We start from the raw sequence: 22,456 nt of genomic DNA on the forward strand, positions 1-22,456 counted from the left end.
CATTGCTATGACCGGTCAGGCGCTAGCCAATTTTCCGGGGTTCAGCCTGACATGCCCGATTTTCACGGCGTCTTTCCCTATCTCGTTTCGCCCGTCGATGCCGATGGCACGGTGCGCACCGAAGTCCTCGGCAAGCTCTGCGACGATTTGATCGGCGCAGGCGTGCACGGGCTGACGCCGCTGGGTTCGACTGGCGAGTTCGCCTATCTCAATGCCGCGCAACGCACCGCGATCGTGCAGACCACCATCGAGGCCGCGAAGGGCCGCGTGCCGGTTGTGGCCGGCGTCGCCTCCACCGCGACGGCGGACGCAGTGGCGCAGGCGAGGGCCTATCAGAGGCTCGGCGCCAACGGCATCCTGGCGATCCTGGAAGCGTACTTTCCGCTCGCCGACGCCCAGGTCGAATCCTACTTCCGCAGCATCGCGGATGCCGTCGACATCCCCGTCGTCATCTACACCAATCCGCAATTCCAGCGCTCCGACCTCACCCTCGACATCATCGCGCGCCTCGCTGAACATCCGCGCATCGGCTACATCAAGGACGCCTCGACCAATACCGGCCGGCTGCTCTCGATCATGAACCGCTGCGGCGATGCCTTGCGCGTGTTCTCGGCTTCCGCCCATATCCCGGCGGCGGTGATGCTGATCGGCGGGCTCGGCTGGATGGCGGGACCGGCCTGCATCATCCCGCGCCAGAGCGTCGCGCTCTACGACCTCTGCAAGGCCGGCCGCTGGGACGAGGCCATGGCGCTCCAGCGCAGACTGTGGCGGATCAACGAGGCTTTCGCCCGCTTCAACCTCGCCGCCTGCATCAAGGCGGGCTTGGCGATCCAGGGCTACGACGTCGGCGATCCCGTCCCGCCGCAGGCCGCACTGACCGTGGAGGCGCGCAAGGTCGTGGAAGCGGCGTTGAGGGAGCTTTCTCCGTAGCAGTGCCGTAGGGTGGGCAAAGCGTAGCGTGCCCACCATTCCGATCATCCGTTGAGAGATGGTGGGCACGGCGCAAGCGCGCCTTTGCCCACCCTACGGAATCGTGGATTTGCGGGACGGCATGCCGAAATCGTGGATATCCCGCCCAAAACCGCGGCTGGTATGCCTCCGATCGATCCGCTAAAAGGCTGCCCGCAGTTTCGAAAAGACCCTGAGGACCCCACGGAATGAACATTCTTCCCGGCAATTTGCGTTTCGGAGCGGGCCAGCCCGTCAAGCGTTTGGAAGACCAGCGGCTGCTCACCGGGAAGGGTCAGTTCATCGACGACAAGCCGGAGGAGGGCGCGCTGTGGTTGCATGTGCTGCGCTCGCCGCATGCGCACGCGAAGATCGTCTCGATCGACACCAGCGGCGCGGCATCGATGCCGGGCGTCACCGCGATTTACACCGGTGCGGATCTCGTGAAGGACGATATCGGCACCATCCCGACCCTGAGCATCTTCAAGCGCCCCGACGGCAAGCCGATGACGGTGCCGCCGCGCCGCCTGCTCGCCCATGAGATCGTCCGCTACGCCGGCGAAGCGATCGCGGCGGTGGTGGCTGCCTCCCGTGCGGAAGCGCAAAGCGCGGCCGAAGCGATCGTGATCGAATACGACGTGCAGCCCGCGGTGGTCGATCCCGTCGAGGCGGTCAAGCCCGGCGCACCCGCGGTGTGGCCCGAGGCGCCTGACAACATCGTCGGCGCGATGAGCTATGGCGATGCCGCCAAGGCGGACGAAGCGTTTGCCAAGGCCGCGCATACCGTCGAGCTCGACATCGTCAGCCAGCGTCTCGTGCCGTCGGCGATGGAGCCGCGTTCGACCATTGCCGAGATCGACAAGAAGACCGGCCGTCTTCTCCTGCATGTGCAGTCACAGACCCCGGCCTCGACCCGCGACGTGCTCGCGGAAGCCGTGCTCAAGCGCCCCAAGGACAGCGTCCGCGTGCTGGTCGGCGACATCGGCGGCGGCTTTGGCCAGAAGACCAACCTCTATCCCGAGGACGGCATCGTCGCCTACGCCGCGACCAAGCTGAACCGGAAGATCCGCTGGCGCGGCGACCGCACCGACGAATTCGTCGGCGGCACCCATGGCCGCGATCTCACCTCGACGGCCTCCTTCGCGCTCGACGAGAAGGGCAAGGTGCTGGCCTATCGCGTCAAGTCGATCGGCTGCACCGGCGCGTACTCGTCGGGCGCGGCGAACATCATCCCTCTGGTGCTCGGGCCGTTCGTGCAGACCGGCGTCTACGATCTGCCGCTGGTGCATTTCGAGGTGCAGTCGGTGATGACTCACACCGCGCCGGTCGGCGCCTATCGCGGCGCGGGCCGGCCCGAAGCGGTGTTCATCGTCGAGCGCCTGTTCGACGCCGCCGCGCGAAAAATCGGCATGGATCCGCGTGCGATCCGTAAAGCGAACTACATCAAGCCGACGCAGCTGCCCTACACCAACGCTGCGGGCCAAGTTTACGATTCCGGCGCCTTCGCGCACATGCTCGATCGCGCCGTGAAGCTTGCGGACTGGGACGGCTTTGCCGCGCGCAAGAAGGCGGCGAAGAAGAAGGGCCTGCTCTACGGCCGCGGGCTCACGTCCTACATCGAATGGACCGGCGGCCGCGCCCACACCGAGAAGGTCAGCCTGCATGCGACGTCGCAGGGCCGCGTCGTGCTGCATTCCGGCACCATGGCGATGGGGCAGGGGCTGCAGACCACCTATACCCAGATGATCTCCGACACGCTCGGCATTGCCATGGACAAGATCGACGTCGTCCAAGGCGACACGGATCTCGCCATGGGCTTTGGCAGCGTCGGCTCGCGCTCGCTGTTCGTCGGCGGCACGGCGGTGGCCGTCTCGTCCAACGATCTGATCCAGAAGGCGCGTGAGAAGGCCGCGAACGCGCTGGAGACCTCGGTCGAGGACATCGAATACCAAGGTGGCATGCTCACCGTGGTCGGCACCGACCGCCGCATCAGCCTGTTCGATCTCGCCGAGAAGGAGGGCGGCGCCAAGCTCAGCGTCGATTCCGAAGGTGAGGTCGATGGCCCAAGCTGGCCGAACGGCACGCATATCTGCGAGGTCGAGATCGATCCCGAAACGGGCGTGTCCAAGGTCGTGCGCTACACCACCGTCGACGACGTCGGCGTTGCCGTGAACCCGATGCTGGTTACCGGCCAGATCCATGGCGGCGTCGCGCAGGGCATCGGCCAGGCGCTGTATGAGGGCGTCTCCTATGATGCCGACGGTCAGCTCCTCACCGCGAGCTACCAGGACTACTGCATCCCGCGCGCCGACGACGTACCGCCGATCGAGGTTACGCTCGACGACTCCGCGCCCTGCCGCACCAATCCGCTCGGCGCCAAGGGCTGCGGCGAATCCGGCGCCATCGGCGGCCCGCCCTGCGTCACCAACGGCGTGATGGACGCGCTCGCCGAGCTCGGCATCACCCAGCTGAATACGCCGCTGACGCCGCAGAAGATCTGGAAGGCGATCCGGGACGCGAAGGTGACGGGCTAAGCGCGGCGCGTTGTTGCGCAGGCTGTCGCCACACACCCAGCTGTCGTCCCGGGGCGCGCAAAGCGCGAACCCGGGACCCATAACCACAGGAAGTGGTTTGGCGAAGACTCGTGGTGACCAGCTCGCGCCATAACCTCACCCTGTGGTTATGGGTCCCGGATCTGCGCTTCGCTTGTCCGGGACGACAGCGAGTGCGAGGCGCCAGCGTGGCTCAAATCCCCAGCATCATCTTCGCAATGATGTCGCGCTGGATCTCCGAGGTGCCGCCGAAGATCGTGTAGGCCCGGCCGTTGAGATATTCCGGCACCACTGTCAGCATCTCCTCAGGCGTCGCCGGCGCGTGGTTGAGCTTGTAGAGCGGGCGCATCGGCTCGACCGCGAGGGCATCTTGGCCGATCACGTCGACGCCCAGCCGGGTCACGGCCTGGCGGATCTCGCTGTTGCGCAGCTTCAGGATCGACGACACCGCGCCGGGATTCTGTCCGGTCTGAAGTGCGGAGAGCACGCGCAGCTCGGTCATCTCCAGCGCGTCGATGTCGATTTCGACCTCGGAGATTCGCGTGGCGATATCGGGGCTGTCGATCGCGCGGCCGGTCAGGTCCGAATCGGCCAGCTCCGCGATCGCCTTCAGCCCCTCGCGCAGCTTCGCCGACGCAATGCCGGAGCCGCGCTCGAACTCGAGCAGATATTTGCCGTAGGTCCAGCCTTTGCCTTCGTCGCCGACGCGGTTGGCCACGGGCACGCGCACGTCGTCGAAGAACACCTGGTTGACCTCGTGGTCGCCGCCGATGGTGAGGATCGGGCGCGTGGTGATGCCCGGCGTTGTCATGTCGATGAGAATAAAACTGATGCCGTCCTGCTGCCGCGGTCCGTCGCTGGTGCGCACCAGCGCGAACATGCGGTTGGCGTGGTGCGCATGCGTGGTCCAGATTTTCGTGCCGTTGATGATGTAGTCGTCGCCGTCGCGGACCGCGCGCGTTTTCAGCGAGGACAGGTCGGAGCCGGAGCCTGGCTCGGAATAGCCCTGGCACCAGTAATCCTCGCCGGAGAGAATCCGCGGCAGATAAAAGTTCTTCTGCTCAGGGCTGCCGAAGCCGATGATGACGGGCCCAACCATCTTCACGCCCATCACGTTGACATTGGGCACGCCGGCCCGCGCGGATTCGGTCTCGAAAATCCAGCGCTGCGCCGGCGTCCAGTCCGGACCGCCATATTCGACCGGCCAGCCCGGTGCGCCCCAGCCCTGCCGGTGCAGCGCGCGCTGCCAGGCCATACCGATATCAGGGTCGGAGAACACCGACGGCGTCAGCGCGGTTGCGCGCTTCATCTCCTCGGTGAGATTCTTGGCGATGAAGCCGCGCACCTCGTCCTGGAAAGCGCGCTCCTCGGTGTTGAACGAGAGGTCCATGATGCGCTCCTTGTGTCAGGCCGTGCGGCCGAGCTGGGCGTGGCGGCTGTAATGGTGCGCGCTGCCGCCGAACAGCGTGTCGAAGGCGACCAGCCGCTTGAAATAGGCGCCGACCTCGAGCTCCTCGGTGACGCCCATGCCGCCATGAAGCTGGATCGACTGCTCGCCGACGAAGCGCGCGCATTTGCCGATCTTCGCTTTCGCACCGGAGGCGGCCCGCGCGCGCTCGATCGGCGTACTGTCCGCCTTCAGCGCGGCGCGCAGCGCCATCGAGCGCGCCTCGTCGACCTGCATCGCCATGTCGGCGAGGCGGTGGCGGATCACCTGGTTGGCCGAGAGCGGCCGGCCGAACTGCTTTCGGATCTTGGTGTATTCCAAGGTGGTGTCGAGCAGCGTCTGCATGATACCGACGGCTTCGGCACCTAACGCGGCCATGGCGCGGTCGACGGCCCATTCGATCGCGGGCAGGGCGTCGTGTCCGTCGCCGAGCAGGGCATCCTCCGGCAGTTGCACGTCGGACAGTTCGATGTTGCAGGCCCGTCCGCCGCCGAGACGCTCATAGTCGCTGATGGCGAGGCTCGGCGTCTTCGCCGGGACCAGGAACAGGCCGATCCGCCCCGACGGTCCCTGATGATCATGGATATGCGCGGAGACGATGATCTCGTCGGCGGCGTGGCCGTCGAGCACCGCGATCTTGCTGCCGGCAAGGCGCCAGCCTTGCGCCGTCTTGTGGGCGACGGTCGCGACCTTGGCGAGATCGAAGCGCGCGGCGCGCTCGGAATGGGCAAAGGCGAGCTTCAGCGATCCATCCGCGATCTTCGGCAGCCGCGCCTGCTTCTGCGCGGTGCTGCCGCATTTGTCGATGAGCGCCGCACCGAGCACGACCGTCGCGATATAGGGTTCCGACACCAGCCCGCGGCCAAAGGCTTCCATCAAGATGCCGATCTCGACCGCGCCGCCGCCGAGACCGTCGAACTCCTCGGGAATCGGCAGCGCCAGCCAGCCGAGCTCGGAAAATTGCTTCCACACCGCAGGGCTGAAGCCGGACGGATCGTTCGCCATTTTGCGGCGATGATCGGCGTCGTAGCTCTCGGCCACGAAGCGCTCCGCGCTTTCGCGCAGCAGCCGTTGCTCGTCACTCAGGTTGAGGTCCATGTCGTTACTCCGCGGCCGCCGGCGGCTTGCGCACGGAGGGATGCAGTCCGGATGGATCGACCACCATGCCGAACTCCTGAAGGTTATGGGCGTGACAGAGCTGATGCAGCGCAAAGGCCTGGTCGATCGCGGCGGGCTGCCCCATCACATCGACCGAGCGGTTCACCGCCTCCTTGGTCAGCTTCAGCGCGAAGGACGGCTTTGATGCGATCCGGCGCGCCAGCTCCAGCACCGACGCTGAAAGCTCCGCGCGCGGCACGACCCGGTTGACCATGCCGAGCTGATGCGCCTCCTGCGCACTCCATGCGTCGGCCGTGAACAGGAATTCCTTCGCCTTGCGCGGGCCGAGCTCCCAGGGATGCACGAACCATTCGACCCCGCAGACGCCCATGGTCACCACGGGATCGCAGAACTGCGCATCGTCGCTGGCGACGATGAGGTCGCAGGCCCAGGCCAGCATCAATCCGCCGGCGATGCACTTGCCGTGCACCTCGGCAATGGTCGGTTTGGCCAGGTTGCGCCAGCGTCGCGTGATCTGGAGATAGATTTCCTGTTCGCGCGCGAAGCGGCCATGCGCGCCCGGTTCGGCGAAGCCACCCCAATTTCCTACCGGCGGAAAATCGACGCCTGCGGCGTTCTTGCCGCCGGGACGCAGATCGTGCCCTGAGGAGAAATGCGGCCCGTTGCCGGCGAGGATGATCACCTTGACCGCGTCGTCCTGCACCGCCTCGTCGAAGGCGGCGTTGAGGTCGTAGGTCATCTGCAGGTTCTGCGCGTTGCGCGCCTCGGGCCGGTTCATCACGATCCGGGCAATCGCTGGCTCCGGCCGCTCCACGAGGATGGTCTCGAACGAGCTCATCGCGTTCCCCTTGGCGTTTCCGTTCTTGTTTTGCTCAAGTTGACTATGTCGGCCAGGGATAGGCAAGGGGCTTGCGTCAGTCGGCTGCTTTTCGCGCCGCCGGCACAAGATGTCTGGCACCGCGCGCGTTCAATCTGATAGTTTACGCCAGATTTCACCGGGAGGAATTTGATGCGCAAGATCCTGACCGTGCTGGCGGCTCTGGCCTCGCTGAGCCTGACCAATTGCGGCTACAACGCCATCCAGAGCGAGGACGAGCAGATCAAGGGCAACTGGTCCGAGGTCGTGAACCAGTATCAGCGCCGAGCCGATCTCGTGCCCAATCTCGTCAACTCGGTAAAGGGTTTTGCGCAGCAGGAAAAGGACGTGCTGCTCGGCGTCACTAATGCGCGCGCCAAGGTCGGCAGCATCCAGGCGACGCCTGAGGTGCTGAACGACCCCGCCGCCTTCCAGAAGTTCCAGGCCGCCCAGGGCGAGCTCTCCAGCGCGCTGTCACGTCTCTTGGTCGTCACCGAGAACTATCCGCAGCTCAAGTCCGATGCGCTGTTCAAGGATTTGATGTCGCAGCTCGAAGGCACCGAGAACCGCATCACGGTCGCGCGCAACCGCTACATCAAGGCGGTGCAGGACTATAACGTCACCATTCGCTCCTTCCCGAGCAACCTCACCGCAATGATGTTCGGCTACAAGGAGAAGCCGAATTTCGCGGTCGAGAACGAAAAGGAGATCTCGACCGCGCCGAAGGTCGATTTCAACCCGGCGCCGGCGCCGTCGAAATAAGCGCGCTCAGCCCCGATGCGCACCACATCCTCCGTTGTCATTCCCCGCGAAAGCGGGGAATCTAGTACGCCGCAGCTTCTCCGTGATCCGCCGGCGTCTCTGGAATACTGGATCGCCCGGTCAAGCCGGGCGATGACAGCGAGGTTGTGGCGCGCTTGTTCCGCTGTTTCATTGTGCGTTGCCCTCTTGCTCGCGCTTGCACTTACCTTTGCCTTCTCCGCCCTTGCCGATGTCGCCGTGCCGCAACTCACCGGTCGCGTGGTCGATCAGACCGGCACGCTGTCGAGCGCCGACATCGCCGCGTTGTCGCAAAAGCTGCGTGATTTCGAGACGCGCAAGGGCAGCCAAATCGCCGTCCTGATCGTGCCGACCACCCAGCCGGAGACGATCGAGCAGTTCTCGATCCGGGTCGCCGACGCCTGGAAGGTCGGCCGCAAGAAAGTCGACGACGGCGCGATCCTCGTCGTCGCGAAGAACGACCGCCATTTGCGCATCGAGGTCGGCTACGGCCTCGAGGGCGCGCTCACCGACGTCACCTCACGGCGGATCATCGACGAGATCATCACGCCGAAATTCAGGACGGGCGACTTTTCGGGCGGCATTACTGATGGCGTCGAGCGCATGATGCGGGTGATCGACGGCGAGCCGCTGCCAGTACCTTCGCCGACTGTGAATTTCGGCAATCTGGACGATATTGCGCCGCTGTTCATTGTGACGCTGTTCGCCTCGATCGGGGTCGGTGGCTTCTTCCGGGCTATGCTGGGGCGGCTGCTTGGCTCATTGGCGACCGGCGGCATCATCGCAGCGCTGACCTGGCTCATTCTCGGGTCCTTTGCAATCGCGCTCGCGCTCGGAGCGCTGGGCTTCGTCATCGGCTTCATCGCCGATCTGTTTGCGGCGATGGCGCCAAGCTCGGGGTCGTCGCGCGGCGGCTCGTGGTCGAGCGGCTCCTCGGGAGGTGGCTGGAGCAGCGGATCGTCGTCCAGCGACAGCGGCGGCTTCAGCGGCGGTGGTGGCAGCTTTGGTGGCGGCGGCGCCTCGGGGAGCTGGTAGCGGTCATGAGCATCAAGCGCATTGCCAGACATCTCGTGCAGCATCATTGGCGGGCGAAGCAGATCTTTCCGCCAGCCGTGCTCGCCCGCATCGAGCAGGCGATCAAGCAGGGTGAGAGCACGCATTCCGGCCAAGTCCGCTTCGTCGTCGAAGGCGCGCTCGACGGGCGACCGCTGTTCCGCAACCAGCCGGCCCGTGAGCGTGCGCTCGACGTGTTTTCGCATCTGCGCATCTGGGATACCGCGCACAACAACGGTGTCCTGATCTATCTCCTGCTCGCCGACCGCGATGTCGAAATCGTTGCCGACCGCGGCATTCACGCGAAGGTCGGTGACGAGGGCTGGGAGAACATCTGCCGCGCGATGGAGGCCGAGTTCGCCTCCGGCCAGTTCGAGCGCGGCGTGATCGGCGGCATCGCGGCGGTGTCGCGCGAGCTGTCGCGACATTTCCCGCCGCAGGGCCCGCATGCGAACGAGCTGCCGGATGCGCCGGTCGTGATGTGACGGATCGTGATGTGGGCGGAGCGGTGACGTGAACGGAGCGGGCGCCGCCCACTCCGTCATTGCGAGGAGCTCTTGCGACGAAGCAATCTAGACTGCCGCCGCGGAGAGAGCCTGGATTGCTTCGCTGCGCTCGCAATGACGACGTGGAGGCGGCGTGCACCCAGCTCCATGACCGTCGCCTCGAAGAGCAACGGCGCAGCCATTCCGCGGCCGTTCATCTTCCCCCGCTTACAATTTGTTTCACGCCCGCCACACCGGTTCCACGTTCCCGGCCAAATTCGGCCCCGGATGACTTCCTAAAATTTCGGTAAGCGGGTCCCGAAGTAAGGATTTCGCAAGCAATGAAAGTTACCAAAAGGTCAATCCAGAGTGGAGTATTCGAACTGTGAGCGAACCAATGGCTGAGCAGGCTGCCCAGGATACGAGCGTCGTGGAAGCTGCGACCGCGTCGCAGGCCGTCGAGGCTGCCGGCATCGAGGCCCCCTCGATCGCCCCCGACCATGAGTCGCCGCCCAAGCCTGATCCAGTCAAGGCAGAGGCCCCGAAGGTCGAGCCGCCCCGGATCGAGGTGCCGAAGTTCGAAACCAGGGCCGAGACCAAGCCCGAGCCGAAGCCCGGCAAGCTCATCGTCATGGCACCGTCGGAGCGCTCCTGGGAGCGCGAGGAGTTTGCCCCGCATGTGAAGGCTGACGAGCCGCGCGAGACCGGCGGCAAGCGCCGCCTGTCGGCGATGGCCGCGGTGGTGGCGATTGCAGCCAGCGTCGGCGCCATCAGCGGCGCGCTCGCGACCGCCGGCATGATGCACTTCGCAGCCCCGGCCCCCGCGCCGGCGCAGGTCGCCGACACCAGCGCGCTGGAATCCTCGGTTGCCCGGATCGATGCCGATGTCGTCGCACTGAAGGCGAATGTCGAGCACACCTCCAAGACTGGCCTCAGCCAGTTCAACCGGTCCAATGACCGCCTCGACAAGCTCGAGAAGGCCCAGGCCGAGCCGATGGCCAAAATCGCAAAGCTGTCCGAGACCGTCGACAAGCTCCGCGCCACGCCGCCCGCGGCCCCCGCGCAGGCCGCGGCAGCCGCCGCGAAGGAGACCACCGGCTCGATCGCGCCGACCCAGGTTGCGACCGCCGCCGCCGCACCGGTTCCGGCCCCTGCCGCGCCCAAGACCGAGGTCGGCCGGTTGCCGACGATCGACGGCTGGGTTCTGCGCGACGTCGCCAATGGCGGCGCGCTGATCGAGGGCCGCGGCGGCCTCTACGAGGTCTATGCCGGTGACCCCATCCCCGGAATTGGCCGCGTCGATGCGATCCGCCGTCAGGACGGCCGCTGGGTCGTCGTCACCAGCAAGGGCCTGATCGTCGCGCGCTGAGCGTTCGATATCCGACTTCGAAAGAGGCGCTTCACCACCATGTGAGGCGCCTTTTGACTTGAATAGGCCGGCTTACGCGGTGTTACTGAAGGCATGAGCCGCGCGTTGCGAATTCTCCTTGCTGCCGCCGTCTTGCTTGGCGGGACTGTTTCGCTTTTCGCAGCGGAGAACGCGCCGTTGACGCGCGGCACGGCGATCATCGATCCCGATCTGCTCCGCAAGCTCGACCAGAACGATTCGCTTACGATCTCGCGCCTGCTATGGCCGGAGCGGAACGCAAACGTTCCGCTGACGACCAATTTGCTGTTCTCGTCGCTGTCCCAGCTCAAGGAGATTCCGCCGGCGATCGACGCGGAGTTCGACCGTTACGTCATCAGGCAGAAGGCGGCGTACCCGACCGAGACCATCGGCGTCGGCGAAGGCTTTGACGTGCAGCTGTTCGATCGGGCCAATCTCAAATCCCGCGACACCCGCTTCGTGCTGGCGGGCATCGTCAATCGCATGGACCGCGCCTATGTCTCGGAGGAGGCGTGCGGTGAGATCAGGCTGATCTATCGGCTGGTGCGTTTCGAGAGTAAGCCGGAAGGTGGCAAGACCGCAACGCGCCTGCCGATGACGTTCAATCTGGTGATGAAGGCACGCGATGCGCGCCAGACCGATGCGAACGGCAAGCCGGTCACCTGCGCCGAGGTCGCGCGGCGCTGGCTCGACAATGGCGACTGGCAGGGGCTAATCGGCAGCGGCATCTCCCCTTCCGATGCCATGTTCGACCGCATCGAGACCAATATCCAGATCTCGATCGCGCCGAAATCGGCACTGCACGATTTCCGCTCCGACTATCTGCTCAAGGTGTTCAAATATAACGCCGCGACGAAGACGTTCGAGGAATCGACGCTGGAGAACCAGATCGATCGCGACCGCGTCCTCGCCGACAACGATCTTCGACGTGACTTCAAGGCCTGGCTGCTTGTGCCGGAAAATCTCCGCGAGTTCGATCGCGGCACGGTGCTGATCCCCGAGACATTCCTGGCCAAGGCCGCGGTGGTGCCCACGCCGGCGGGCCTTGACGCTTCGCCGTTGCAGCCGGAGTTCGGCATGGTGCAAGGGGAGGACAGTGACAACAATAAGGGCGAGCCGGTCTTCACCGACAACGACGTGGTCGGCGCGCTGAAGCAGGCGGCGGCGCGTGGCATCGACATGCAGAACATCCGCTCGGTCGCGGGCTTCCAGCGCCGCCTCAACGACGTCACCTGCGCCGGCTGCCACCAGACCCGCGGTATCGGCGGCTTCCACTTCCCCGGCGTCGACTGGCTTGCGGACAAGCCGTCGAACTCCACCATCGTGCCGGCTTCGCCGCATTTCTTCGGCGACCAGGTCCGCCGCCGCGACATCCTGACCGCATTCGCCGCGGGCAAACGCCCTGATTTCTCACGTGGATTTGCCAGCCGGCCGCAGACCCGCGGCAGCGGCGAGCTGGCCGGCACCGAATATCAGGATGGCTGGGGCGCCCATTGTTCCCTGCAAAATGCGGGATCGGGAGCGCCGGATAAGAGTTTTACGTCATGGAGCTGTGCTAAAGGTCTCACCTGTCAGGCTGCCGCGGCATCGAGCCGCATCGGCATGTGCTTCATCAAGACGCGTTAGCGCGTGATCCGGAAAAGTGTGTAGCGGTTTTTCGAAAAGATCACGCGCCAGATAAAACCAGCAACCGGTTTGGATGACCCATGACTGAGACCAGCGACGCCGACAAGGAGCGCAATCGCGAGATCGCGCGCAACGAGGAAGCCAAGCAGGTCACCGGCAGCATCCGCGTCAGCACCTGGGCGGTCGCGGTGGTCGTCATCGTCGGCGGGATTCTGTTCACGCTCGGCTGGCTGGCGCTGAGGGGTTAGTACCAGCGCTCTCACTTCGCGTAGTTCGTCATCCGCTTGCCGGGCAAGAGCTCATAGGCCGGCTTCCAGCCGGGCAGCGCGGCCATGCGGCCGAGCCAGGCGTGAATGGCAGGGTGGCTCGCCGCGAAATCAAAGCCGTGCTCGTCGCTCGGATAGTGCAGGTAGGCCATCATCGAGATATCGGCGATCGTCGGCTTCGCCCCGATCGCAAAGGCATTATGCTGGAGATGTCCGTCGAGAATGCCGAGGAAGTCCTCGAGCCGCCGGCGAAAATGCTTCAGCACCTGCGGATCGTTTTTCTCAGTGAACGCCCGCATGAAGCGATAGGTCGCCATGTAGCCGGTGAGCTTGTGGTTGTCCCAGAACAGCCAGCGCAGCAGCTCGAACTTCTCGTCCTCCGTCTCGGCGCCGAAACGGCCGTACTGCTCGGCAAGCTTCAGCAGCAAGGGCGCGGTCTGCGTCATCTTCACGCCGTCGACCTCGAGCACGGGAATCTCGCCCATCGCGTTCACGGCCTTGCGCCATTCCGCCGTGCGCGTGACGCCGCCGCCAAAATCGGTCCACACCGGCTCGAACCTTTCGCCGCAAAGCGTCAGCATCAACGCCAGCTTGTAGCTGTTGCCGGATTCCGGGAAGTAGTGCAGGCGGTAGCTGGGCATGGGGGCCTCACGAGACGCGATGTTGCCGTGAGTTTATAGCGAGATCGTCCCACGCCGTCATTGCGAGCGAAGCGAAGCAATCGAGCAATGCATCCGCGGTGGGATTCTGGATTGCTTCGCTTCGCTCGCAATGACGGAGTTTGTAGGGCGAGCTATCTCCTCAACGTCGTCCCGGACAAGCGCAGCGAAGCGGAGCGCAGATCCGGGACCCATAACCACAGGAAGGTGTTTGGCGAAGACTCGTGGTTACCAGTTCGCGCCACGACTCCTCCCTGTGGTTATGGGTCCCGGGCTCGCGCTATGCGCGCCCCGGGACGACAGGGGAGTTTGTGGCGCCGCCTTACCCCACAGCTCCTGACGACCGCAGCTGCTTGATCGCCTTCTCGTCGTATCCCGCCCCGCGCAAAATCTCGTCACTGTGCTCGCCGACGGCCGGCGGCTTGCGCGGCTGGACCTTCTTGGCGCCGTCGATCCAGATCGGGCTGGAGATGGTGAGCATGGTGTCGTTCTCGAACGGCACCAGCACCTCGTTGTCGAGCATCTGCTTGTCGTTGGGGATGTCGTCGAGAATGCCGACGATGCCGAACACGAGGCCGTTGCCGTCGAGGATCTTGCGCCATTCGGCGAGATCCTTGGTCGCAAACGTCTCGTCAAAAATCTTGATCAGCTCGACCGAGCGGGCGTGGCGGTCAGCCTTGGTGGCAAAGCGCGGATCGGTGATCAGGTCTTCGCGTCCCAGGCATTTGGCGAGCGTCGGAAACTGCTTCTCCTCGCTCAGCAGCGACAGGATCAGCCAGCGGCCGTCCTTGCACTGGTAGTGGTTGGCGACCGCGTTGAGCGCGCGCTCGCGCGGTCGTCTCTCAGCGAACTTGGCGCCGCAGAGCTTTGCCTGCGCCAGCGTGCCCGCGGCCCACACGCCGTTGGCCATCAGGTTGGAGGCGACATGTGAGCCCTTACCGGTCTTCTCGCGCTGATACAGCGCGGTGACGATGGCGCCATAGAACGCCATGGCGCAGGGATGGTCGCCCATGCCGGCGACCGAGCGGGCCGGCGTCGTGTGGGTGTCGGCGCGGACGAGGTCCATCAGGCCGGAGCGCGCCCAATAGGCGTTGCTGTCGAAGCCGGGCTTGTTGGCCTCTTCGCCCTTCTCGCCATAGCCGGTGAAGGAGGCGTAGATCAGCCGGTCGTTGAGATGGGCGAGGTGGTCATAGGTGATGCCGAGCTTGGCGCGCACCGGCGGCGGCATGTTGGTGATGAAGACGTCGGCCTCTTCGACCAGCTTGTAGAGCACGGCCTGCGCCTCCGGCTTTGCGAGGTCGAGCGCGATGCTCTTCTTGTTGCGGGCCTCCAGCAGCCAGGCGAAATTGTGCTCGCTGGTCGGATAGCCCGGAATGTTGGGCAGATTGCGGTAGGGGTCGCCGGCGCCGGGCGGCTCGATCTTGATGACGTCGGCGCCGAAATCCGACAGCACGGTCGCGGCCGCGGGCGCTGCGATGAAGCTCGCGCAGTCCAGAACCTTGAGCCCTGCAAAAATGCCCTTTTCCATCGCGGCGTAGCTCCCTCGCTCTTGTTGTTTCCCGCGCGCTGGAATTGGCGCGGGCCAAGTCATGGCAGCATTAGACCGATGTTTTGCCGGGATGCAACGGCGCCAGGCGCAGGGCTTCACTCCTCTCCCGCAAGCAGCGCGGCATTACCGCCGGCTGCCGCGGTGTTGATCGTCACGGTCTGCTCGGTCGCAAAGCGTGCGAGGTAATGCGGGCCGCCCGCTTTCGGGCCGGTTCCGGACAGCCCGTTGCCGCCGAATGGCTGCACGCCGACCACGGCGCCGATCATGTTGCGGTTGACATAGATGTTGCCGACCTGCACGCGATCGATGATCGCCTCGATGGTGTCGTCGATCCGGGAGTGAACGCCGAGCGTAAGTCCATAACCGCTGCGCTCGATCGCTTGCAGGACGCGGTCGAGGTTTTCCGCGCGATAGCGCACGACGTGCAGGATCGGGCCGAACACCTCCTCGGTGAGCTGGCCGGCGTCCTTGAGCTCGAAAATGTGCGGGGCGACGAAGCTGCCGTCGGGCGCAGTGCCGGCAAAGTGCAGCCGCGCCTCGCTCTTCATCCGCGCGATATGCGCATCGAGGCGCTGCTTGGCCTCGGCGTCGATCACCGGACCGACATGGGTCGCGACATCTGCGGGATCACCAATCCTGAGTTCGCGCGCCGCGCCCGCGATCATCTCGATCATGCGGTCGGCGACATCCTCCTGCACGAACAGCAGCCGCAGCGCCGAGCAGCGCTGGCCGGCGGAGCGGAAGGCCGAGGTCACGACGTCGTCGGCGACCTGCTCGGGCAGCGCGGTCGCATCCGCGATCATGGCGTTGATGCCGCCGGTCTCCGCGATCAGCGGCACGATCGGCCCGTCATTGGCGGCGAGCGTCCGGTTGATCAGGCGCGCGACCTCGGTCGAGCCGGTGAAGACGACGCCGGCGATGTTCTGGTGTGCGGTCAGCACGGCGCCGATGCGGCCGTCGCCGGTGACGAGATGCAGCGCGCTCTTGGGAATGCCGGCCTCGTGCAGCAGGGCTACGGCCTCGCGGGCGATGCGCGGCGTCTGCTCGGCCGGTTTTGCGACGACGCTGTTGCCGGCCATCAGCGCCGCCGTGACCTGGCCCAGGAAGATCGCCAGCGGAAAATTCCACGGCGAGATCGCGACGAAGGCGCCGCGCCCGCGCATGGCGAGCGCATTGCTCTCACCGGTCGGGCCTGTCATGGCGGCAGCAACGCCGAACAGCTTTCGACCCTGCGCGGCATAATAGCGGCAGAAGTCGGCGGCCTCGCGCAGCTCCGACAGCGCATCGTCCAGCGTCTTGCCGCCCTCGGCTTGCAGCAGCGCGATGAAATGGGCGCTTCGGCTCTCCAGGAGATGCGCGGCCTGCTCCAGTGCGGCCGCGCGCGTAGCCGCCGGCGTCCGGCTCCAGGCGGCAAAGCCGGCGCGCGCAGCAGTCACCGCCGCATTGGCCTGACCCGCCGTTGCATCCGCGATCGGCTTGAGGCTGGCTGCCTCGGCCTTCACGTCTGCCAGCAGCTGGTCGAGCGCCGCACGCGCGCCGAATTCGACGCCGCGCGAATTGCGCCGCTCCGGCGCGAACAGATCGCCCGGCAGCGGAATTCTGGGATGGGCCGCCGCTTGCGTCCGGACGATGGCATCGGCCGGACGCTGCAGCAACGCCACAACCGGCACACGATAGTCGGCCGCCTGCGCCACGAATGACGAGTTGGCGCCGTTCTCCAGCAGCCGCCGCACCAGATAAGCGAGCAGGTCGCGATGGCTGCCGACCGGGGCATAGGTACGATAGGCGATATCAGGATGATCCTTGGCGAGCTGTTCGTAAAGCGCTTCGCCCATGCCGTGCAGGCGCTGGAATTCGAAGCCGCCGCCATCTTGCGCAAGCTCCAGCACCGTCGCGACCGTCAGCGCGTTGTGTGTGGCGAATTGCGGGAAGATGCGCGGCCGCAGGGCCAACAGCTTCTGCGCGCAGGCGACGTAGTTCAGATCCGTCATCGCCTTGCGCGTGAACACGGGATAGCCGTCCAGCCCGCGCTCCTGCGCGCGCTTGATCTCGGTGTCCCAATAGGCGCCCTTGACCAGCCGCACCATCAGCTTGCGGTCATGCGCGCGGGCGAGCGCGTCGACATAGTCGATCACGGCGCTGGCGCGCTTCTGATAGGCCTGGATCGCCAGCCCAAAGCCGTCCCAGCCGCTGAGCGAGGGGTCGGCGAGCGTCGCCGCGATCACGTCGAGCGACAGCTCCAGCCGGTCGGCTTCCTCGGCGTCGACGGTGAAGTTCAGATCATGGGCCTTGGCGCGCTGCGCCAGGTCCAACAGTTGCGGCACCAGCTCGGCCATCACGCGCGCGCGGCTGATCGCCTCGAAGCGCGGATGCAGCGCCGAGAGCTTGACCGAGATGCCGGGACGGTCGGGCAGGGGATGGCTGCCCGCTGCCTTGCCGATGGTCTCGATCGCACTGGCATAGGCGTCGAAATAGCGCCTGGCGTCCGCTGCGGTGCGCGCGCCTTCGCCGAGCATGTCGAAGGAGTAGCGCGTCTTTTGACCGGAGCGGGGCTTACCCCGCTCCAGCGCCTGCTCGATGGTCTCCCCCAGCACGAAATGATTGCCCATCAGCCGCATCGCCTGGCGCGTGGCGGTGCGTACCGCCGGCGCGCCCAGCCGCTTCACCAGCCGGCCGATGGTGCCGTCGGGCGTCTCGCCGGGCTGGATCACCCGCGCCGAGAGGCCGAGCGCCCAGGCCGAGGCGTTGACCAGGAAGGCCGTGGACTTGGTCTCGTGGTGGATGAAGTCGCCCTCGCCGAGCTTGTCCTCGATGAACTGGTCGGCGGTGCGCGCGTCGGGCACGCGGAGCAGCGCCTCGGCCAGCACCATCAGGGCGAGCCCCTCCTTGGTCGAGAGCGCGAACTCCCGCAGCATGTCCTCGACCCCGCCAAGCCGGTCGTCGCGCTTGCGGATCGCCTCGATCAGCCGCGTCGCGGTGCGGTCGATCCGCGCCTCCTGCGGCGGGCCGAGATGCGAAGCGGGCAAGAGTCGCGCGGCAATCTCGGCATCATCGGGCGCATAGGGGGCGGTGAAGGGCGGCGGGATGTTCGGCATGGCGTGTCCTGTGGCTCAAATTCAGGATAAGGCCCGCTAGACCGTAGTTCGATAGACAAATTAGCCATTTTGCCTTAGGAAATGAAGATCATTGGTGCATTGGCCACATAAAATATGGAACTCGATCGAATTGACCGGAAGATCCTCTCGATTCTGCAGCAGGACGGGCGCATCGCCAATGTCGAGCTCGCCGAGCGCATCGGGCTGTCGCCGACCTCGGTCGGCGAGCGGCTGAAGCGGTTGCAGCGGGAGGGCTTTGTCGAGGGCTACGGCGCGCGGCTCAATCCGCACCGGCTCGGCCTGGGTCTTCTGGTGTTCGTCGAGGTGCTGCTCGACAAGACCACGCCGGACAATTTCGAGCGGTTCGCGCGCGCGGTGAAACTCGCACCCGAGGTGCTGGAGTGTCACATGGTTGCAGGAGGCTTCGACTATCTTGTGAAGGCGCGGCTTGCGGACATGACCGCCTATCGACGCTTCCTCGGCGAGACGTTGCTGTCGATGCCCGGCGTGCGCGAGACGCGAACCTATGCGGTGATGGAAGAGATCAAGCGCGACGCACCATTGCCGGTGGACTAACGAAGGGCCGTCGCGATTGTCATTGCTGTGGCGTTGAACGAGCGGTCTTCGCGGGAAAATAGCTCTCCGTGTGCAATCGCAACGCCCGTCGTCGAATGCACTGGCCGTCTTCTAAAATTTTTTTGGCCCGGCTCCCGGACAGATCCGGGAGGCAGCAAAGGCTGCCGGGCTTATACTTTGAGGTTCTCTGCGGAGGTCTTGCCCCGGTTTGCGATCTCTTCGTATTCCACCGTCTGTCCTTCGTTCAGGGACGACAGACCGGCTTTCTGCACTGCCGAGATATGCACGAACACATCCTTGCCGCCCGACGCAGGCTGGATAAATCCATAACCCTTCGTCGGGTTGAACCACTTGACCGTACCTTTAGCCATCACGTCTTCTCCGCGGGTCTTCCTCCGAGATCTCGAACCGCCAGTCCCCGCCAACCGGCCGGTTCGGTCCTAACAGGATACGCGGAATGTGGCCGGCTTGGTAGCTCAAACCATATCGGCATTTCGCCGAATTCCGCTCAACTTCGCAGCGTTTTTGCCGATTTTGCCCGTTTCGCGGTCAATTGATCGGCACGCCGCGCGCCATCCGTCAATAAGTCGCGGCCAGATAATCGACGATCTTGCCGACATCGGCATCGTCGATCGGCGCGCCATAGACCTTGATCATCTTGGTCACCTCGGCCTGCCAAAAACCTTTCTTGTCCTTCATCGGCGGCTGCGTGTTGACGTAATCGGCCGAGTGGCAGGCGCTGCAATTGCCCTGCACGACCTCGAGATTGGGGCCCGGCTTGAAGGCGGCGACCTCGTCGGGCGTCTTGTAGTTGAGCGGCGCTGCAAGTGCCGAACCGACCATTGCGGCGACGGCGAGTGAGATGGCGAGGAGAACGGTGCGCTGCATGATCATTCTCCCTCAGGCCACGGTGACGCGGACGGTTTCGACGACGTTGCGTAGATAACCGGCCGGATTCCAGCGTGGCGCATCCGGCTGGGTCTCGCCACCATTGCCGGTGGCGCGCACCTTGAGCTCGTGGGCGCCCGCCGCGAGCTTCACCGGCAGCTTCCATTCACGGAATGAGTATTTGCCGAGATCCTTGCCGAGCTTGGCGCTGACCCAGGTCTTGCCGCCGTCGGTGGAAACCTGGACATCCTTGATGCCCTTGCCGCCGTCGAAGGCGATGCCGCGCAGCGTCGTGCCGCCGGCCTTCAGCTTGGCGCCATCGGGAACGCTGGTGATGAAGGACCGAATGGTGAAGCGGTTGATCGGGATCGTCGCCTTCGGCGCGGTGCCTGGCTCGACCGCATTGTTCGGCGTGTCCGGAATGCGATAGGCCGACTTCATCCAGAAGCCGTCATAGACATTGTCGATGACGGTGATCTCGTTGAGGTGCTTGACCCAGTAGGTGCCGTAATAGCCGGGCACGATCAGGCGCAGCGGAAAGCCGTTGAGGAACGGCAGGTCCTCGCCGTTCATGCCGTAGGCCAGCATCACCTCGCCGTCGGTGGCATGATCGAGATCGAGCGCCTTGACGAAATCCGGCGTCTTGTCGCTGACGGGGCCGTCCATGCCGTTGAAGGTGACCTGCTTGGCGCCGCTCTGCACGCCCGCCATCTCCAGCACGGCCTTCAGCGGCACGCCGCGCCAGCGCGCATTGCCCATCGCCCCATTGGCGAGCTGGCCACCGGCGACACGCGGCTCGGAGAAGCCGCGGCTGTTGCCGGAGCACTGGTTGACGGCGACGATCTCGGTCGCCTTCATTTTCCTGATGTCCTTGAGCGACAGCTTGAGCGGCTTGTCGACCTTGCCCTTGACCTCGAGCGTGAACTTGTCGGGATCGAGATTGTAGGGCAGGTCCGAGAGGTGATAGCGCACGAAGAACGCGTTATTCGGCGTGATCGGACCGTCGTTGAAGATCGCGAACGGCGTCTCGAGCTGCGGCGGCCGGCTGGTCAGGCCGATCATCGGCCGCTTCTGCGGATATTTCACCAGCGGCCGTTCGCCATTGGCGAAGGGAAGCGTGACGGTGTCGAGTGCCAGCGCCTTGGTGGAATTCAGTGTGGCCGCCATAGCGGCAAGACCCGCTCCTTTGAGCAGGTCGCGTCGATCGAACATTCTCGTCTCCTCCCGGAGCTTTTCGTTGGACCGCGGTCATCACCGCGATCCCGCGCTCATCTGTCGCAACGATTGAGATGAAGTCAATTCGTGCTTTCGCAGCAGGCCCATGTCGCTGCGTTGCAGCAAGCCGGTGTTACGTTCGTAACGAGATTGCCGAGCTGTAGCCGCAGTGAAAGTGCACTCCCTCTCCCCGCAAGCGGGGAGAGGTGAAGAATCAAGCTGCGACGCGCTCGCTTCGGTCAACCAGCGCCGACAGCTGCCTCGTGTCCGCAACCACGCGCACGGCCAGGGGCTCGTCGCGGCCGCGGATCGCGACCTCCTGCTGCGGCAGCGCATCGTCGGCAAGGCCCGCGGTACGGCGGACCTCCTCCGAGACGATTGCTTCGCAGGCCAGCGTCTTGGTCATGTCCTGGAGCCGGGCGGCGACGTTGACGGCATCGCCGAGCGCGGTGAAGACGATGTGATCGCGATAGCCGATGTCGCCGATGATGACCTCGCCGCCGTGAATGCCGATGCCGAAGCGGATCGGCTGGCGGAGATCGTGGCTCAGGAGCTCGTTGAGCTCGTCGATATGCGTGGCGATGCCGGCGGCAGCCTTCAGCGCTTGCCGGCAGGCGGTCTCCGGATCGGCTGACAGCCCGAACAGCGCCAGCATGCCGTCGCCGACGAACTGGTTCGGCTGGCCGCCATTCTCGATCACGGCCCGCGAGACGGCGCCGAGGAAGCGGTTGACGATGAAAACGGTGTCGAATGGCAGCCGCTTCTCGGCAAGCTGCGTCGAGCCGCGCATGTCCACGAACAGGCTGACGAGGTAGCGCTCCTGGCCGATTCTGGCTGACGTCGAGGCCTGCCCGTCCGCCGAATGCGTGTGGGGCGTGAACAGCTGGAAGAAGGAGAGGTCGGAGTCCGGCCGCAGCTGGCAGGCAAGCCGGATCGAGGGATCGGCAGTGCCGACGCGCGCGAGCACGAAGGCCTCGCGCTGCGACGGCTCGGGCAGGGCGGCATGGTCACCGATGATGCGGATGCGGCAGGTCGAGCAGCGGGCGCGGCCGCCGCAGACGCTGGCATGCGGCACATTGTGGCGCAGGCTCGCCTCCAGCACGGAGAGACCCTTCGGCACGCGCACCGTCTTGCCGTTGCCGTAGGACAGCGCGATCATGCCGCGGCGCCGCTCGCGCAAGGCGCGCACGCCGCGTGCCGCCAGCGCCAGTCCGAGCAGGCCGACATAGCCGATGGTGAGGCCGCCGGTGATGCGGTCGAGCGTCGCCGCTTCCGCGGTCGAGCCGAGCTGGCGGCGGGTGAGATTGTGCGTGCGCCATTCGCCGTCGTCGACCTCGACCTGGACGCTGCGTCCGCCCTGGTAGACGCCGAGCAGCGACAGCGTCGGGATCAGCACGGCGGCGGCGAGCAGATAGGGCGCGGCGCGCGCGAAGAACGGTTTCAGGCGCAGCCAGAAATAGATGCCGATGCAGCCATGGACCCAGGCGATGATCAGCAGGACCGTCATGGTCCAGATCCGGTTCGAGGTGACGAAGAACAGATAGAGTTCCTGCGGATAGAGCTTCTGGTGTCCGTACAGCGTGTAGCCGAGGCGGACGCCGATCACATGGGCCATGACGAGGGCGGGGATGCTCAGGCCCAGCACGAGCTGGAGCGGCTCGATCGTCCGCCAGCGGAACTGGCGGCGCTGATAGAGCGCGTAGATGCCGAGCCCCATATGCGTGAGCGCGGCCGTATAGAACACGATCGCGATGGGGAGGAACCGCCAGAACGCCGTGTGATAGTAGACCCCGATCTCCATGGCATCGACCGAGATGTTGCCGAGCGCATGGTTGAGGAAATGGCTCACCACGTAGGAGAACAGGATGACGCCGCAGACCAGCCGAACCTGCCGCATGCTGGTCGCGCGGGAAAGTTCGGACAATCGTGAGGATGCAGTGGCCATGATTCGGTTG

The 22,456-nt window shown here is 65.2% G+C and carries 19 protein-coding genes; 9 read left to right on the top strand and 10 right to left on the bottom strand.

Annotated elements, in window-relative coordinates; genetic code table 11:
• Positions 1-51 precede the first annotated feature (51 nt).
• Complete coding sequence (locus IVB46_RS44020; protein WP_063985452.1) at positions 52-930, top strand: dihydrodipicolinate synthase family protein; 879 nt, start codon at positions 52-54, stop codon at positions 928-930.
• 227 nt (positions 931-1,157) lie between these two features.
• Positions 1,158-3,482 carry a xanthine dehydrogenase family protein molybdopterin-binding subunit gene (locus tag IVB46_RS44025; RefSeq protein WP_247315249.1) on the top strand — a complete coding sequence of 775 codons (2,325 nt, stop codon included), beginning with the start codon at positions 1,158-1,160 and terminating at the stop codon, positions 3,480-3,482.
• Positions 3,483-3,693: 211 nt separating this feature from the next.
• Here the strand turns inward: IVB46_RS44025 and IVB46_RS44030 are convergent, their stop codons facing one another.
• Genes IVB46_RS44030 through IVB46_RS44040 form a run of 3 tightly spaced genes read right to left on the bottom strand, consistent with a single transcriptional unit; the run spans position 3,694 to position 6,904 of the window.
• Positions 3,694-4,890, bottom strand: a complete 1,197-nt coding sequence (locus tag IVB46_RS44030) for an acyl-CoA dehydrogenase family protein (protein ID WP_247315246.1) — start codon at positions 4,888-4,890, stop codon at positions 3,694-3,696.
• 15 nt (positions 4,891-4,905) lie between these two features.
• Positions 4,906-6,045 (bottom strand): acyl-CoA dehydrogenase, encoded by a 1,140-nt coding sequence (locus IVB46_RS44035; protein ID WP_247315242.1) that lies wholly within the window; start codon positions 6,043-6,045, stop codon positions 4,906-4,908.
• A gap of 4 nt (positions 6,046-6,049) precedes the next feature.
• Positions 6,050-6,904, bottom strand: a complete 855-nt coding sequence (locus IVB46_RS44040; RefSeq protein ID WP_247315239.1) for an enoyl-CoA hydratase — start codon at positions 6,902-6,904, stop codon at positions 6,050-6,052.
• Between the two features lie 171 nt (positions 6,905-7,075).
• Between IVB46_RS44040 and IVB46_RS44045 the strand changes: the two genes are divergently transcribed.
• The 6 genes from IVB46_RS44045 (at position 7,076) to IVB46_RS44070 (ending at position 12,501) form a co-directional block, all read left to right on the top strand.
• Positions 7,076-7,684 (top strand): LemA family protein, encoded by a 609-nt coding sequence (locus IVB46_RS44045; protein WP_063985447.1) that lies wholly within the window; start codon positions 7,076-7,078, stop codon positions 7,682-7,684.
• 132 nt (positions 7,685-7,816) lie between these two features.
• Positions 7,817-8,737 (top strand): YgcG family protein, encoded by a 921-nt coding sequence (locus tag IVB46_RS44050; protein WP_247315236.1) that lies wholly within the window; start codon positions 7,817-7,819, stop codon positions 8,735-8,737.
• Positions 8,738-8,742: 5 nt separating this feature from the next.
• Positions 8,743-9,240: a TPM domain-containing protein gene (locus tag IVB46_RS44055; protein ID WP_247315233.1), complete on the top strand. Its 498-nt coding sequence runs from the start codon at positions 8,743-8,745 to the stop codon at positions 9,238-9,240.
• Positions 9,241-9,637: 397 nt separating this feature from the next.
• Positions 9,638-10,609 (top strand): hypothetical protein, encoded by a 972-nt coding sequence (locus IVB46_RS44060; protein ID WP_247315228.1) that lies wholly within the window; start codon positions 9,638-9,640, stop codon positions 10,607-10,609.
• Positions 10,610-10,702: 93 nt separating this feature from the next.
• A complete protein-coding gene (locus IVB46_RS44065) occupies positions 10,703-12,253 on the top strand; it encodes a hypothetical protein (protein WP_247315225.1) in 1,551 nt (516 codons plus the stop codon).
• Between the two features lie 80 nt (positions 12,254-12,333).
• The gene (locus tag IVB46_RS44070; protein ID WP_014492272.1) at positions 12,334-12,501 is read left to right on the top strand and encodes a hypothetical protein; all 168 of its coding nucleotides are present in this window, start codon (positions 12,334-12,336) and stop codon (positions 12,499-12,501) included.
• Positions 12,502-12,512: 11 nt separating this feature from the next.
• On the opposite strand, the gene IVB46_RS44075 is transcribed toward IVB46_RS44070, so the two are convergent.
• From IVB46_RS44075 to putA, 3 genes are all read right to left on the bottom strand, one after another.
• Positions 12,513-13,160: a glutathione S-transferase family protein gene (locus tag IVB46_RS44075; RefSeq protein WP_247346152.1), complete on the bottom strand. Its 648-nt coding sequence runs from the start codon at positions 13,158-13,160 to the stop codon at positions 12,513-12,515.
• 340 nt (positions 13,161-13,500) lie between these two features.
• On the bottom strand, positions 13,501-14,706 hold the full coding sequence (locus IVB46_RS44080) for a CoA transferase (RefSeq protein WP_247315221.1): 1,206 nt from the start codon (positions 14,704-14,706) through the stop codon (positions 13,501-13,503).
• A 116-nt stretch (positions 14,707-14,822) separates the two neighbouring features.
• Positions 14,823-17,822 (bottom strand): bifunctional proline dehydrogenase/L-glutamate gamma-semialdehyde dehydrogenase PutA, encoded by a 3,000-nt coding sequence (gene putA / locus IVB46_RS44085; RefSeq protein WP_247346156.1) that lies wholly within the window; start codon positions 17,820-17,822, stop codon positions 14,823-14,825.
• Between the two features lie 114 nt (positions 17,823-17,936).
• Here putA and IVB46_RS44090 point away from each other — a divergent pair, with 114 nt between their 5' ends.
• Positions 17,937-18,398 (top strand): Lrp/AsnC ligand binding domain-containing protein, encoded by a 462-nt coding sequence (locus IVB46_RS44090; protein WP_038954741.1) that lies wholly within the window; start codon positions 17,937-17,939, stop codon positions 18,396-18,398.
• Positions 18,399-18,568: 170 nt separating this feature from the next.
• Here IVB46_RS44090 and IVB46_RS44095 read toward each other — a convergent pair whose 3' ends face one another.
• The 4 genes from IVB46_RS44095 to IVB46_RS44110 form a co-directional block, all read right to left on the bottom strand.
• Positions 18,569-18,769: a cold-shock protein gene (locus IVB46_RS44095; RefSeq protein ID WP_008134691.1), complete on the bottom strand. Its 201-nt coding sequence runs from the start codon at positions 18,767-18,769 to the stop codon at positions 18,569-18,571.
• A gap of 208 nt (positions 18,770-18,977) precedes the next feature.
• On the bottom strand, positions 18,978-19,286 hold the full coding sequence (locus tag IVB46_RS44100; RefSeq protein ID WP_071917135.1) for a sulfite:cytochrome C oxidoreductase subunit B: 309 nt from the start codon (positions 19,284-19,286) through the stop codon (positions 18,978-18,980).
• Positions 19,287-19,298: 12 nt separating this feature from the next.
• On the bottom strand, positions 19,299-20,498 hold the full coding sequence (locus IVB46_RS44105) for a molybdopterin-dependent oxidoreductase (protein ID WP_028151513.1): 1,200 nt from the start codon (positions 20,496-20,498) through the stop codon (positions 19,299-19,301).
• Positions 20,499-20,715: 217 nt separating this feature from the next.
• Positions 20,716-22,446 carry an adenylate/guanylate cyclase domain-containing protein gene (locus tag IVB46_RS44110; protein ID WP_247346159.1) on the bottom strand — a complete coding sequence of 577 codons (1,731 nt, stop codon included), beginning with the start codon at positions 22,444-22,446 and terminating at the stop codon, positions 20,716-20,718.
• Positions 22,447-22,456 lie beyond the last annotated feature (10 nt).

This window comes from Bradyrhizobium sp. 61 (genome assembly GCF_023073075.1).
Classification (GTDB): Bacteria; Pseudomonadota; Alphaproteobacteria; order Rhizobiales; family Xanthobacteraceae; genus Bradyrhizobium; species Bradyrhizobium barranii.